13 protein-coding genes and 1 pseudogene are annotated in these 13,696 nt (G+C 48.0%); 8 read left to right on the top strand and 6 right to left on the bottom strand.

From position 1 onward, the window contains the following. Positions 1-206 precede the first annotated feature (206 nt). The 7 genes from D908_RS06275 (at position 207) to D908_RS06305 (ending at position 6,241) form a co-directional block, all read left to right on the top strand. Entirely contained in the window at positions 207-1,967 is a 1,761-nt protein-coding gene (locus D908_RS06275; RefSeq protein WP_005525561.1) for a PTS ascorbate-specific subunit IIBC, read from the top strand. 99 nt (positions 1,968-2,066) lie between these two features. Beyond that, the gene (locus tag D908_RS06280) at positions 2,067-2,573 is read left to right on the top strand and encodes a PTS sugar transporter subunit IIA (RefSeq protein WP_005525559.1); all 507 of its coding nucleotides are present in this window, start codon (positions 2,067-2,069) and stop codon (positions 2,571-2,573) included. A 9-nt stretch (positions 2,574-2,582) separates the two neighbouring features. After that, positions 2,583-3,275, top strand: a complete 693-nt coding sequence (locus D908_RS06285; protein WP_005525557.1) for an L-ribulose-5-phosphate 4-epimerase — start codon at positions 2,583-2,585, stop codon at positions 3,273-3,275. 5 nt (positions 3,276-3,280) lie between these two features. After that, positions 3,281-4,102, top strand: a complete 822-nt coding sequence (locus D908_RS06290) for a Cof-type HAD-IIB family hydrolase (RefSeq protein ID WP_005525555.1) — start codon at positions 3,281-3,283, stop codon at positions 4,100-4,102. A 5-nt stretch (positions 4,103-4,107) separates the two neighbouring features. Further along, on the top strand, positions 4,108-4,755 hold the full coding sequence (locus D908_RS06295; RefSeq protein ID WP_005525553.1) for a 3-keto-L-gulonate-6-phosphate decarboxylase UlaD: 648 nt from the start codon (positions 4,108-4,110) through the stop codon (positions 4,753-4,755). Between the two features lie 12 nt (positions 4,756-4,767). Then, positions 4,768-5,652, top strand: a complete 885-nt coding sequence (locus D908_RS06300) for an L-ribulose-5-phosphate 3-epimerase (RefSeq protein ID WP_005525551.1) — start codon at positions 4,768-4,770, stop codon at positions 5,650-5,652. A gap of 157 nt (positions 5,653-5,809) precedes the next feature. Continuing rightward, positions 5,810-6,241: a hypothetical protein gene (locus tag D908_RS06305; protein WP_005525548.1), complete on the top strand. Its 432-nt coding sequence runs from the start codon at positions 5,810-5,812 to the stop codon at positions 6,239-6,241. Positions 6,242-6,297: 56 nt separating this feature from the next. On the opposite strand, the gene D908_RS06310 is transcribed toward D908_RS06305, so the two are convergent. The 6 genes from D908_RS06310 to D908_RS22315 form a co-directional block, all read right to left on the bottom strand. Then, positions 6,298-6,603: a DUF202 domain-containing protein gene (locus D908_RS06310; protein WP_000846365.1), complete on the bottom strand. Its 306-nt coding sequence runs from the start codon at positions 6,601-6,603 to the stop codon at positions 6,298-6,300. A gap of 5 nt (positions 6,604-6,608) precedes the next feature. Beyond that, a complete protein-coding gene (locus D908_RS06315; RefSeq protein WP_000781647.1) occupies positions 6,609-6,944 on the bottom strand; it encodes a YidH family protein in 336 nt (111 codons plus the stop codon). A gap of 21 nt (positions 6,945-6,965) precedes the next feature. After that, positions 6,966-7,811 carry a MurR/RpiR family transcriptional regulator gene (locus D908_RS06320; protein WP_000359364.1) on the bottom strand — a complete coding sequence of 282 codons (846 nt, stop codon included), beginning with the start codon at positions 7,809-7,811 and terminating at the stop codon, positions 6,966-6,968. Positions 7,812-7,877: 66 nt separating this feature from the next. Then, positions 7,878-9,245: a PTS transporter subunit EIIC gene (locus D908_RS06325; RefSeq protein WP_001284490.1), complete on the bottom strand. Its 1,368-nt coding sequence runs from the start codon at positions 9,243-9,245 to the stop codon at positions 7,878-7,880. A 1-nt stretch (position 9,246) separates the two neighbouring features. Next, complete coding sequence (murQ, locus tag D908_RS06330) at positions 9,247-10,149, bottom strand: N-acetylmuramic acid 6-phosphate etherase (RefSeq protein WP_005525545.1); 903 nt, start codon at positions 10,147-10,149, stop codon at positions 9,247-9,249. A gap of 251 nt (positions 10,150-10,400) precedes the next feature. Further along, the gene (locus tag D908_RS22315) at positions 10,401-13,067 is read right to left on the bottom strand and encodes a hypothetical protein (RefSeq protein WP_167733110.1); all 2,667 of its coding nucleotides are present in this window, start codon (positions 13,065-13,067) and stop codon (positions 10,401-10,403) included. 539 nt (positions 13,068-13,606) lie between these two features. Between D908_RS22315 and D908_RS20595 the strand changes: the two are divergent. Then, positions 13,607-13,696 (top strand): annotated as a pseudogene (locus tag D908_RS20595) (IS200/IS605 family transposase); the annotation flags it as partial.

The raw sequence follows: 13,696 nt of genomic DNA, 5'->3' as shown, positions 1-13,696 counted from the left end.
TTTAAATCATTTAATTAAATCATGGTGATCTACCTATCATTTGTATGGTTTTCTTTTGACCAAAATTGATAAAAATCAAAATAATCACAAATGAGCATTGAATGATTACTTTTGATTGTTAAAGTTTATTCCGTGAGCAAAAGGGGTCGATTTTACGCACCACATAAAATCACTCTTCCTACATCAAAACAACTAAGGGTAAAGATATGGAGTTCTTGTACGACGTTTTCTATATTTTTTACAGCCAAGTAATGACCAAAGCTCCCTTGCTGCTGGGATTGGTGACCTTAATCGGTTATTGGCTGCTAAGACGCGATGCGACAACCATCATTAAAGGTTCGATAAAAACCATCGTGGGTTTCATGCTGGTACAAGTGGGCGCAGGCACACTGGTGGCAGGCTTTAAACCTGTGATTGAAAAACTGTCGCAATACCACGGATTAACGGGTTCGGTGATTGACCCCTACACCTCGATGATGGCCACCATGGAAACCATGGGGGACAACTATTCATGGGTAGGTTACGCCGTACTACTGGCGTTGGCGCTCAACATTCTTTTGGTGCTGTTTCGCCGCTACACCGGCATTCGTACCATCATGTTGACTGGACACATCATGTTCCAGCAAGCGGGGTTGATTGCGGTGTTCTACTTTGTGCTCGGCGCTGGCATGTGGGAAACCATCATTTATTCGGCGGTATTGATGGCGCTCTACTGGGGTATCTCTTCTAACATCATGTTCAAACCGACCGAAGAAGTCACTGGCGGCGCGGGTTTCTCCATCGGCCACCAACAGCAAGTCGCTTCATGGATCGCCACCAAAATCGCTCCCAAATTGGGGGATAAAAAAGACAGTGTTGATCACCTGCAACTGCCTAAATGGCTGCATATTTTCCACGACAGCATCGCTGCCACCGCGATTGTGATGACGGTGTTCTTCGGGATCATTCTGCTCTCCTTCGGCCTTGATAATCTGCAACAGATGGCGGGTTCAACTCACTGGAGTATCTACATCCTTGAAACCGGTCTTAAATTCGCGGTAGCAATTCAAGTGATTGTTGCAGGTGTGCGCATGTTTGTCGCCGAGTTGTCCGAAGCGTTCAAAGGCATCTCCGAGCGCGTCATTCCTAATGCGGTACTCGCGATTGACTGTGCGGCGATCTACGCTTTCTCTCCTAACGCCATGGTGTTTGGCTTTATGTGGGGCGCTCTCGGCCAGTTTGCAGCAGTCTTGGCCATGCTGGCCTTTAATGCGCCAATCATGATCATCCCCGGCTTCATTCCTATGTTCTTCTCTAACGCGACCATCGGCGTATTTGCTAACCATTTTGGTGGTTGGAAAGCGGTCATGAAGATCTGTTTTGTGATGGGCATTATCGAAGTGCTCGGCTCAGCTTGGGCGATTCATCTCTTCACCCAGCAAGGTACGGAATTCAGTGGCTGGATGGGCATGGCCGACTGGGCTCTGGTCTTCCCGCCAATTATGCAAGGTTTATCAGCGTCTAAACTCTTCTTCTTCGTGCTGGTTGCACTGGCTTTGGTCTACATGTTCTTTGCCTCAAAACAGCTACGAGCCGAAGAAGATGCACAAGGCAGCATCACCGTCAGCGAGGAGCCGGAAGTGATTGAAGCGGTTGAGCAAGCATTGCAAGCGGCGCAAGACACACGTCCAGTCAGTATTCTGGCGGTATGCGGTAACGGCCAAGGTTCATCGATGATGATGAAGATGAAAATCGGCAAGTATCTGGAGCAAAAAGGCATTCCCCACGTAATGGATTCTTGCGCGGTCTCTGATTACAAATCCAAACTCGCGACCACCGACATCATCGTCTCCTCGAAACATCTGTCGGCCGAGATGGAACCAGGTGAAGGCAAGTTTGTTCTAGGCGTGCAGAACATGCTCAACCCGAATTCCTTTGGCAATGAACTGCTCGATATCATCAATAACCATTTTGTGAAAATTCGATAACTCGACTGGCGGTGGGAAGCGATGCCTCCTTCGTTTCTTTCCGCCCACCCTACGACAATAAGAAGCTGGTTTCATCAGCTCTACTCTGGAGATAGAAACATGGGACTCAAACAATCCTTAATCGAGAACAACTCAATCCAATTGCAAGCCAAAGCCGATAACTGGCGTGAGGCGATCAAAATTGGCACCGATATGTTGATCGCCTCTGGCGCGATTACGCCAGCCTATCACGAGGCGATCATTGCCAGTGTCGAGCAGCTCGGCCCCTACATCTGCATCGCACCCAATCTTGCCCTGCCCCATGCGCGCCCTGAAAACGGCGTGTTGAAAACCGCCTTTGCGCTAGTGACATTGCAAAACCCTATCTATTTCGAAGGTGAAGAGGAACCAGTGGATGTGCTGATCACCTTAGCGGGCAGCTCTTCGGATGAGCATATGGAAGGCCTGATGGAAGTCACGCAAGTGCTGGATGATGAGAACAGCGACACCGGAGTCGATCTGGATAAGCTGCGCCGCTGCCGCGATAAACAGCAAGTCTTTGCCGTGATCGACCAAGCCCTCTCGCAACAAACTTCTGCCCAACAAGAATTAGCGCACATCGCGTAGGAGGGAGACATGTACAGCGAACTGAAACAGCGCGTGCTCGACGCCAATCTCAAACTGCCTAAATACGGTTTAGTGACTTTTACGTGGGGCAATGTATCGGAAATTGACCGTGAGCGCGGCGTACTGGCGATTAAACCAAGCGGCGTAGAGTACGATGTAATGCGTGCCGAGGATATGGTGATTGTCGATCTCACGGGCAAAGTAGTGGAAGGCAAATTGAACCCATCAAGCGATACCGCAACCCATATTGAAATCTATCGCGCCTTCCCAGAAGTCGGGGGCGTAGTGCATACCCACTCGCGCAGTGCCACTATTTGGGCTCAAGCTGGCATCGATATTCCCGCGCTCGGTACAACCCATGCCGATTACTTTTACGGCGATATTCCCTGCACACGTAAGCTTTCGCACAGCGAAATTGCTGGTGAGTACGAAAAAAACACTGGCCTAGTGATCGTCGAAGAGTTTCGCCATCGCCATATCGACCCAATGGCGGTACCGAGCGTGATTGTGGCCGGACACGCGCCTTTCTCTTGGGGAAAAGATGCGGATGACGCTGTGCATAACGCCGTGGTGCTGGAAGAGATTTCCGCTATGGCACTGGCAACCCGTTCGCTCAATAGCGGCATAAAAATTCAGCCCGAATTGTCCGATAAACACTACCTGCGCAAACACGGCGCGAACGCTTACTACGGCCAGAGGTAATCGCTATGTATAAAGTGCTCGCCTTAGATCTGGATGGCACCGTACTCAGTGACGATCACACCATCCATCCGCAAGTTAAAGAGGCGATTCATGCGGCTCAGCAGCATTGCCATGTGCTGATCGTCACTGGTCGCCACCACACGGCGGCGCGCCCTTACTACGATGAACTGGAACTCACCACTCCCATCATCTGTTGCAACGGCACTTATGTGTATGACTACGCGAGCGAAACAGTGCTGCAACACAACGCGATCGATAAACAAGATGCACTGACCTTTATCGATTTGGCACAAGAGTTTCAGCTCAAGCTGGTGATGTACATCAAAGACGCGATGACTTACTCACAGCGCAGCCCCGTTGCCTACATGCAGGCATTGGAAAAATGGGCGCAAGCGGCTTCTCTCACTCATCCGCCGCAAATTTATGCCATCGACTCCTTTCATCAAACCGCTCGTGAGTCTGAATTTGTGTGGAAATTTGTCGTCGAAGGTTTGCCAAGCTCGGTCGAACGACTCCTAGAGCATCCGTGGGTGAATGCCCGTTTTAATGGTGAGCGCTCTTGGTCCAACCGCATTGATTTTGCTGCCAAAGGCAACAGCAAAGGCGATCGCCTTGCGCAATACGTAACCCAGCTCGGCTACGCTGCCAACCATGTGATGGCGGTTGGCGATAACCACAATGACATCTCCATGCTGCGCTATGCCGGCCACGGCGTTGCCATGGCCAATGCCGATGACACCGTGAAATCTTACGCGCGCAACCTTTGCCCTACCGATAACAACCACGCTGGGCTTGCTCAACTGATACGTGAACATATTCAAGGATAAACACCATGACCAAACCAATGATTCAAATCGCCCTCGACCAAACCAACCTTTCTGATGCGCTTGCCGTGGCCAGCAATGTCGCCAGCTACGTTGATGTAATTGAAGTCGGCACCATTTTGGCTTTCGCAGAAGGCATGAAGGCGGTTTCGACTCTGCGCAGCAATCATCCGGAACACATTCTAGTGTGTGATATGAAAACCACGGACGGCGGAGCAATTTTATCGCGCATGGCATTTGAAGCGGGTGCGGATTGGATCACCGTGTCGGCTGCCGCGCACATCGCCACCATTGCAGCGTGTAAAAAAGTGGCGGATGAGCTGAATGGCGAAATTCAAATCGAGATTTATGGCAACTGGACGATGCAAGATGCTAAAGCCTGGGTTGATTTAGGCATAACTCAAGCGATTTACCACCGCTCGCGTGATGCGGAATTAGCAGGTATTGGTTGGACAACGGAAGATCTCGACAAAATGCGCCAGCTTTCTGCGCTGGGTATTGAACTTTCGATTACTGGCGGCATTGTTCCGGAAGATATTTACCTGTTTGAAGGGATCAAAACCAAAACCTTTATTGCCGGGCGTGCTTTAGCAGGCGCAGAAGGTCAACAAACCGCCGCTGCCCTACGTGAACAGATCGACCGTTTCTGGCCATAACGGGAGCCCATCATGTATCAACATTTACTGCGCCACCGTGTCGGCTTGTATGAAAAAGCACTGCCAAACACGTTAAGTTGGGATGAGAAACTTGCCTGCACCAAAGAACTCGGTTTCGATTTTCTGGAAATCTCTGTGGATGAAAGTGAAGAACGCCGCAGCCGCTTAGATTGGGATGATGCAACCATTTACCCGTTGCGCCGTCTTTGTGAGGATTATGGAGTGCCACTGCAATCCATGTGCCTCAGTGCTCATCGCAAGTTTCCTTTTGGTTCGGCCGATCCAGCGCTGCGCGATGAAGCACTGCGTATTATGCAAAAGGCGATCACCCTCGCCTACAAACTGGGCATTCGCACTATCCAGTTGGCGGGGTATGACGTCTATTATGAGCCAGCTAACCAAGCCACTCATCAGCATTTTATTGAGGGCATGCAACATGCCGCCCGTTTAGCCGAGCGCGCTGGCGTGATGTTGGCTGTCGAGATCATGGATACGCCCTACCTCAATGCTCTGAGCAAATTTGAAGTGTTAAATCGGCAGATCCAATCGCCCTTTTTTACGGCGTACCCGGACGTTGGCAACATCTCTGGTTGGAATTATGACTTGCTGACCGAACTCTCGTTAAGCAAACCACACATCACCCAGATCCATCTCAAAGACACTTACAAGGTGAGCGAGCACTCAGCCGGACAGTTTCGTGATTTAGTGATTGGAGAAGGTGAAGTCGACTTTGATGGGTTATTCCGCCACCTGAAAGAGCTGGACTGTGTGGTGCCCTTAGTGATTGAAATGTGGGCGCACGATGAACACTGGCAAAACCATATTCACACCGCGCAGCGTCGATTAAATCAAGCTTGTGATCGCGCCGAATTACCCCGCTTGTTCCCTCATCTTTAAGCTCCTGAGCCGCGCTAGGCGGCGATTCCCTCAGCAGGGAATGTGCGGTGGGTTTCCCCCGACCTACCGCACTTTTTCAGGCTCGCCTTCAGGGTTGACTTCATATCCACCTTGGCGCACAGTGGCGGCTGTTTGTTTGAAATTCCAACCGGTTAGCATGAAATTACTCCACCTTCAGCTGTTTTGGTACGAAAAGCACCATACCTTGCTTGAATTAGAAGCCCTGCCGCAACTTAGCCCAATGCAACAGCAAGAACTCGAAGAGTGGATCAAAACTCGGCGCAAAATTCTCAGCTATGAGGTACATCAACACTCGTGGATTAAGGTTAATGCCGATGGGTTTTCATCGCAGCTCACCTTTAAACCCAACGGCACATTAATTGAACAAGATATGTTTAGCGACAAAGCCCTGCATGGCTTGTGGAAAGTGATGGACGGTTTTTTGTTCGTCAAAGTGATCAGCGGCGAGTTTATTGTTGAGTACCAAATTGTCGGCCATCGGGCTAACAATGTGCATGGTGGTGTTGAGTACATCAATGGCCGGGTAAGTACCTACAGCAAATTCGCCCAATTAGCCTCTAAAGAATAAGCACCTAGCCATCAGCGTTAGCCATTACCAAAATTGGCTTTAGCTTAAAAAGGGCGTTAGACCAAGCGGTCGAGACAAACCCAAATCGCACAGATCGCCACTGCGCCACTCATCCATAAATTACGCAGCAGCATTGCACGGTGAAAGACGCGGCTTTGGGTCGCGATTTCATTCTTGCGCTTTAGAATTTGCTGGAGTAACAACCATAGCCCCAGCAAGGCGAGTGCCAGTTGCAGTGCAGAAAACAGCCCGATTTTGATCAGCAGTAACATACCTGCCGTTAACGCTAACGAACTGCGAGTCCACGCCAGTTGCGTTCTTTCACGCTGCAAACCGGGATCACGCTCTACCTCTGTTTTCATCTCACTCATAATGCCCAAAGCCCGATCAACACAGCGAAAGCGATGACCACACCTGTCATCACCATCAGGCTTTTGCTGTATTTAAACGGCCCTTCAAGCCGCATCGCTTTCTCGTTTTGATACCAGCGTAGAAATGCCCACACGGCCGTGGCAAATGCGACGCCTGCCAATGCCGGAGTTAGCCACTGGCTGTGGCTTAATATCGCCGAATCGTGCGTCGCGCTAAGTAGATCTATCCCCACCGCGGTAGCAAGAAAGGCTAATGCCGTACGAATCCAAGCCAAAAAAGTCCGTTCATTAGCCAGCGAAAAACGATAATCCGGATCTTTACCCATCTTCATTGTGAAAACCTTAATTTGCAATCACTGTTGTATGTGTTGAATCGAGCTCAGTGCGGTATGCATGCTGAACGAATCTGTCAAAGTAATGAGTTTGAAAAAAACGATATCAAAAGCCGCCATCTGCAGCAGTTGTGGGGTCACCATGCCTAATTGAGAATGTTCTTCGGTGTAACTGTAAGGGATCACATAATCCGCCAGTTGCGCCACTTTATCGCGCCCATAGCGTGTTAAAGCAATCACTTGAGCGCCGTTTTGTTTAGCGCGTTCAATCGCGGTCAACACTTCTTGGGTATTCCCCCGCGCAGAAACCACCAGCAGCACATCATTTGCTTTGAGCAGAGAAGCTTGCACAATTTGAATGTGATAATCCTGATTGAACTGCACGTTAAAACCCGCACGAATCAGCTTATGGTTGATGTCTGCCGCGACGATGGCTGAAGCGCCAATCCCCGCCAACGCAATCTTGTTGGCCTTCAACAGTTGCTGCGCACACTGCTCCACCAATTCAGCATCAATCAGGCCGATGGATTGTTCTATGGTCGACACAAACAGATGCTTGGCTTTTTCGATAATCTGCGCCGTGGAATCGCCAGTTTCAATACTGGCATAAACAGATTGAGCCGTACGTGCCATCTCTTGCGGTGCTTGTGCGGCGAGTTTTAACTTCAGATCAGGAAAACCGCTACAACCGAGGCTTTTCGCATAGCGAATCACTGACGAATCACTGATCCCAAGCAGCGCGCCGACTTTCGTCGCGCTCAACTCCGATAAATCAAACTGCCGTTCAACAATCAATTGCGAGAGCTTTTGCTCATTTTGATTACTCGAATGTACTAACGTTTTTACCTTGTTGATGAGTTTATCCATCGAAGACCCTTGTTGACTCAAAAAGCCGCCACACACTACCGCGGTGACGGCCAGATACTACCGATTCTACTGGTTTTTTTCGACTGGCTCAGTGAAGCCAAGCAACATAGAGGCAATAAAACCCACCACCCATGCAGCCAACACAGCAAACAAGAAAGAAGGAATTTGCCCTTCACCCACTAGCGGGATTAATGACAGGCCAGCCGTACCAAATGGAATGATGATCCCCACTTTAAAAGCCGCCATCATAGCGCCCCCCGCAAAACCGCCGATGCAACCTGCAATAAAGGTTTTTCCAAGCGGTAGCGAAACACCAAACAGCAGCGGCTCGCCAACACCAAGAATCCCTACAGGTAAAGCGCCCGTAATGGTTTTCTTTAAACGCTCATTTTTGGTTTTTAAGAAAACATAAGCCGCCGCACCCACTTGGCCCATGCCACCCATGGCCAAAATAGGGAACAGATAATTGAGGCCAAACGTTTCTAGAATTTGCGCATGGATTGGGATAAGCCCTTGGTGCAATCCGGTTAACAGTAGGAATAAGAAACCGCCACCTAGTACACCACCGACAGCAACAGAACCCGCTGATTCATTAAGCAATGCAACAGAAACCAGATTGCCTAACCAAACATTGACGGCGTGCGCAATCGGCTGTAACACCAACAACGCGACTGCAGAGGAAACCAGAATCGTCAGGGTTGGCGTGAGAATGAGATCAAGGCTTTCCTTGCAGTGACTGCGAAACCACAGTTCAAATTTGGATGAAAACACACACACCAACAATACGGCAAACATGCCACCGCCGCCCGGCACTAAAGTATTTCCAAACAGTTGAATATTAGCCAACCCCGGAGCCGCTAGAATGGCCGCCATCACTGCGCCAATGGCGGGTGAAGCGTGCAGCTCTTTCGCAGTGTTCATCCCGATCATCACAGATAACACGGCGAATACCGCTTTGCCCACCACAGTGAATAGGTCAAAAATTTCTGGGTAAGCGGCCACGAATTCAGGCGATACCAGTTTAAAAATGTTGACGATACCCAAAACCAAACCACAGCCGATCAATGCGGGAATCGTTGGGACGAAAATTGCAGCTAAGGTGTTCAGTGCACGACGAACCGAGAATGGCTGAGCGGTTGCAGGAGCATTAGTTTGAGTCTCCACACCCCTGCCTGACATTCTCTTTTGCAGCACACCAGTTACCTTCGCTGCCGTACCCATCCCCACAATGATTTGATACTGCTCGCCAGCATCTACCACGCCTTTAATGCCATCGACTTCACGCAACGCTTCCATATTGAACTGGCTGCGATCTTTGAGCACAAGGCGAACCCGTGTCATGCAGTTGGTTAAGGTCGCGACATTCTCAAAGCCACCAATATGGCGTTCAATCTCGTCGGCAATGATTTCCAAATGTTCTATCTTGTTAGCCATATCAGATTCCTTGCAGTAGCTGCTGTTTGAGGGATTGGAAAGGTTTAGAGGCGATAAGAAGAGCTTGAGGTGGCTCAATATCCAACCAATGCAGCAGCACCGCAGCGCGCACATTGTAATTGACCTGATTGAGTAAGGCTTGCGCCTCATCCCTCTTCACATCACAGATTTCACTGACGATGCGCTGAGCTCGCACTCGTAATTTCTCGTTGCTGGCTTTGACATCAATCATTAAGTTGCCATGCACTTTACCTAGCTGAATCATCACCGCAGTGCTGATCATGCCGAGCAACATCTTTTGCGCCGAACCACTCTTCATTCGCGTAGAGCCTGACAGCACTTCAGCACCAACATCGGGCGCAATCGCGACATCCGCCAGTTCGGAGATCAAGCCCCATCCGCGAGTACTCAATGCAATGGTTTTAGCGCCTACTTGTCTTGCGTATTCGAGCCCGGATAGCACAAAAGGTGTACGTCCACTTGCCGCAATGCCAAGGACCACATCCTGCGCATTGAGCTGTCGAGCCCTTAACTCAGCAGGTGCAGACTCTCGACAATCTTCGATATTTTCTACTGCACTCAGCATCGCCGCATGACCACCCGCAATAATCGCCTGAACCAATTCCGGTTCGGTGCCAAAAGTCGGAGGGCACTCCGCAGAATCCAGCACACCAAGACGTCCGCTGGTGCCTGCCCCGACATAGAACAAACGCCCACCTTGGCGCATTTGCTCAGCAATAACGCATACCGCTTCCGCGACTTGCGGTAATACGCGGCGAATCGAAAGCGCAACACTGGCATCATGTTCATTCAGCAATTCAAGAATTTTGAGCACTGGCAGATCCGACAAATTTGCGGTCTCCGGGTTTAGCTCTTGACTCACAGTGGATAACAACTCACTCATAACGCTCTCCGTTGGTTTTCGACATTGAAATAATAATTCAATGTCGAAAACCAACAACGATATAATTAGTAAAAGTCGAGATTCGTCACAAGGAATTTCATTAACGATACGAATTGGTATCAACCATCCATCACGATTAACAATGAAAGCCTGAAAATTGACCATAAAAAAATCCGAGTGCACAAGGCACTCGGATTAGCAGACATGACTTATTAGTTTTTAGTTCTTCTCGTCATAAGACAAGAGATCAACTAGTTACTAGCAGGTAATGACTTCGCTTCCATTACGAGATAAGCATTCCAAGATTGTTCATCACGAATACGTTTTACGAAGCCGCGGTTGGTCAACCAGCTTTCACTCGTCTCTGTAATAGCAGGCTTAGTCAGCTTAGTTTCACGCGTCACTTTACAAGCTTCAAACGTGCCTGCTGCAACTTCAACAGTTTCTTTACCCACATAGGTATCCGAGTAACTAAACTCTGAGTTAGACCATGCATTGGTAATCTCCGTCAATTCTGTTTGTTGGGTTACAGTGCGTAAACCTTGCACCGTTGAATCGCCGACGGTAAAGCTCGCCAAAGGCGCATTAAGCGCAGGACCTGAAAACACTGGAATCCCTAAGTGTTTATCAGCATCCGCGATTTTCGATTCTAAAGCGACTTTGGCAATACCCCACCCAAAGGATCCATCGGTATTGAATCCTTCTTGGCCAAGATCGTAGCCATATGCAGAATAGGCCTCTTCATACCCTAATAAATTCCCATTCAGATCCTTAACATCGATGATGGTTTTTTCCAGTAAACCATCCCACGCAGTGATCCAACTTGGCATTTCTGATACTAAATTCACCTCCGTGAGCCAAGAATAGCCACTGCCAAAGTAAGAATATTCGAAGATCAATTGTGAAGGGTAGCCACTAATCGTGCGATCAACCGCATATACCACTTTGTCTCCCACTTGCTTTGTATAGCCAGCATCAGGTAGCGAAGCTAAACATGCTTCTAATGTTGCCGGTGATGTTGGTGTGGGTGGTGTCGGTGGTGTCGGTGGTGTCGGTGGTGTTGTCTGTGAATAATTATCAACAATCAACTGCGCCGCAGTAGAACCGAACAGATAGTTTGAATCTGATTCATCCTTTTGATCTACAAAGTGTGCAATTCGAACGAAACCATCAACTTCAGCAAGATACAGTGCATTATCCGCTGTGTTGAAATTACTCCAAGTTGTCTTTCCAGCAATAGAAGCAGGCAATGTCATTTTGCGCAGAGTTTTTCCATGCTGAGTAATGTCTTGCCACTCACCTTCTTCGGCATACTTAGTAAAGTTCTCATACCAGTCCCAACCTCTTGAGTAATACATTACTTTTCCGTTGGATAATAAGTGAGCAAAAACATGGCCTTCAGCTAAACCCGCGATCGGAATCAGATCGGCTGAATTAATGGAACCTTCACGGTTTCCTGAATCAGCCGCCACTGTATCAGCCAACGTAGAAATCCATGTTTCTTGCTCGTTCTTAATAGCGCTGATGCCGTTACACATTTGATTTAAGGCTGCATAACGCTTAGGATCGCCCTCCTTACACCAGCTTCCTTTATTAAAGGTATAGAAGCCACCTTCTAGTTTTTCGGACGAAACCAAGTAGCCATAAGTGTTGGAAGGGAACATCAAATCTTGTGGGATAACACTTGCCCACACTTCATCGTCAGCACTCTTCTTAAGCACTGAGCTCACATTCAGGCCGCTGAGATCCATTTTTTTCGCCGAAACTTTTTCATTCTTTGACGAATTACCCGTTTCTAAAGTAATAGAACCATCATCGTTGAGGGTAATTTTTACAATGGCATCAGTCTCAGCTTCCCAACCCTCTTTATCTAGAATTAATTGTTCAGGATTAGCCATGTTGGTAACTGGAACAAACGAATCTGAGGCATGATCAAGCTCATATTCTTGATCAATCACTTCATCATTCTTACCCAGTGCCACAAAGCCGTAGCTCAATTCTTTGAGACCGTTTTCTTCTTCACCGGCAAACCATGTCAATGTTTCATTTTTAATCAATTCAGCTAAGTTAGCATCAGTGGCACTCTTAGCCGCTTCGTTAATATTCACTTTATCTTCTAGGTTCTCAACACTGATGCCCACATGCTGTTTATCAATGTCTTGGCCTGCTTTGATAGGGTCAAAATTCTCCCCTGCAGTTTCAACCGTAGTCACAACATTCGAAAGCGCCTTACTCACTTCAGCCGCAATCAGTGACGTCAGCTTTTCAACACTGATACCTGCATTGGCGGCGGCTTGCTCTAACTTATCTGTATTTTCAGCCATGATGGTGGCGGTGACTTGTGCGATGCGGTGAAGTCTTGCGAATTCTTTCTGATCGGCAGCGCTAAGCTCTTTTGATGATTTACCTTCGACATAATCGGCGGCCAAATCGAGCTTCGTACCTAGCTTAGCTTGTACTGCTGCTTTAGCTTCTTCAAGCGTGCGACCATTTTCAATTTCGTTATGCACTAGCGTAGTCAATGGGCTGATAAATGGAGAGCCAGGAGGTGCACTTAAGCGATAGCTTTTTGTCAGTGGCGCATCACCATAGTCAGCATCTTTGGTTTGACCTGCAACAACCTCAATCAACAGACTGCCTTTAGCAATCTGCTCTGGAGTCAAACCTTGTAGCGTGAACTGCCCATTTTCACCAGTGGTTGCCGAAGGCTCATCACGATCACACATTTTATTGGCATTAAGGTCTAAACACGCATTTGCGCCAATGAGGTAGCCGTCTGCAGCACGCGCTGTCAGTGACATCTCTGGACTGGGCTTATCAACACTTGGCTGGCTAGTATTCGACTGAGTGCTGTCACTTCCGCACGCAGCTAATGTCAAAGCTATCGCCATTGCCAATACTGAACGTTGAGGGCTCATAATAATCTCCATTAATATAAAAATTCGCTGTTTTCCATGACGGCTAGTCTATTTAGCTATCATTATTTATTACCTGTGGTAATGGGTTAGAAAGATAACAAAACGGAGTTTTATCAAACCTCTCAGCGATCAAGATTCATAATTCATACTTATGGAAATAATGGCTTTTATAAGCATTTTGCGTGTCACTTCTAAATATCAAATAGAGTAACTTACTGATCTAAAGTGACAATTTCTTACACTTTTAATTAAGTGAAATGCTGTATCCAAGTTTTTTAGAAAAATGAGTTGCTGATTTACTCATCCAGAGAATGTGATCTCTTTATTATCCGCTCAACTTTAGAATTGGATGAAATATAAACTATTCAGTTCTTTTGAATGGTAGGGAAAAATAAAGGCGAGCCAATGGCTCGCCTTTTATTGTCATCCCTAAACCACCGCTTTCAGCGGTGGTGATTGTTCCTAGGGGCTTTTGCCCGAAAATGCGCCCATGTTAAAGACAAACTCTTATTCACCATAAGTAAGAGGAGTCAAATAACATGGGCGACTATCGAAGTTCATCACACGTCTATTGGCGTTGTAAATATCATATCGTTTGGACACCAAAATTTCGTTTTAAGATCTTAAAA

Source organism: Vibrio mimicus CAIM 602 (assembly GCF_000338875.1).
In the GTDB taxonomy this organism is placed as follows: Bacteria; Pseudomonadota; Gammaproteobacteria; order Enterobacterales; family Vibrionaceae; genus Vibrio; species Vibrio mimicus.
Note: the sequence above shows the minus strand (reverse complement) of the source record. Positions and strands in the feature narration are given on the sequence as shown.

Bases quoted from the DNA above. Each gene is read 5' to 3' on its own strand.
- murQ (WP_005525545.1), bottom strand. From the start codon at position 10,149: ATGAGTGAGTTGTTATCCACTGTGAGTCAAGAGCTAAACCCGGAGACC.
- D908_RS06295 (WP_005525553.1), top strand. From the start codon at position 4,108: ATGACCAAACCAATGATTCAAATCGCCCTCGACCAAACCAACCTTTCT.
- D908_RS06320 (WP_000359364.1), bottom strand. From the start codon at position 7,811: ATGGATAAACTCATCAACAAGGTAAAAACGTTAGTACATTCGAGTAAT.
- D908_RS06305 (WP_005525548.1), top strand. From the start codon at position 5,810: ATGAAATTACTCCACCTTCAGCTGTTTTGGTACGAAAAGCACCATACC.
- D908_RS22315 (WP_167733110.1), bottom strand. From the start codon at position 13,067: ATGAGCCCTCAACGTTCAGTATTGGCAATGGCGATAGCTTTGACATTA.
- D908_RS06315 (WP_000781647.1), bottom strand. From the start codon at position 6,944: ATGAAGATGGGTAAAGATCCGGATTATCGTTTTTCGCTGGCTAATGAA.
- D908_RS06280 (WP_005525559.1), top strand. From the start codon at position 2,067: ATGGGACTCAAACAATCCTTAATCGAGAACAACTCAATCCAATTGCAA.
- D908_RS06310 (WP_000846365.1), bottom strand. From the start codon at position 6,603: ATGAAAACAGAGGTAGAGCGTGATCCCGGTTTGCAGCGTGAAAGAACG.
- D908_RS06285 (WP_005525557.1), top strand. From the start codon at position 2,583: ATGTACAGCGAACTGAAACAGCGCGTGCTCGACGCCAATCTCAAACTG.
- D908_RS06275 (WP_005525561.1), top strand. From the start codon at position 207: ATGGAGTTCTTGTACGACGTTTTCTATATTTTTTACAGCCAAGTAATG.
- D908_RS06300 (WP_005525551.1), top strand. From the start codon at position 4,768: ATGTATCAACATTTACTGCGCCACCGTGTCGGCTTGTATGAAAAAGCA.
- D908_RS06325 (WP_001284490.1), bottom strand. From the start codon at position 9,245: ATGGCTAACAAGATAGAACATTTGGAAATCATTGCCGACGAGATTGAA.
- D908_RS06290 (WP_005525555.1), top strand. From the start codon at position 3,281: ATGTATAAAGTGCTCGCCTTAGATCTGGATGGCACCGTACTCAGTGAC.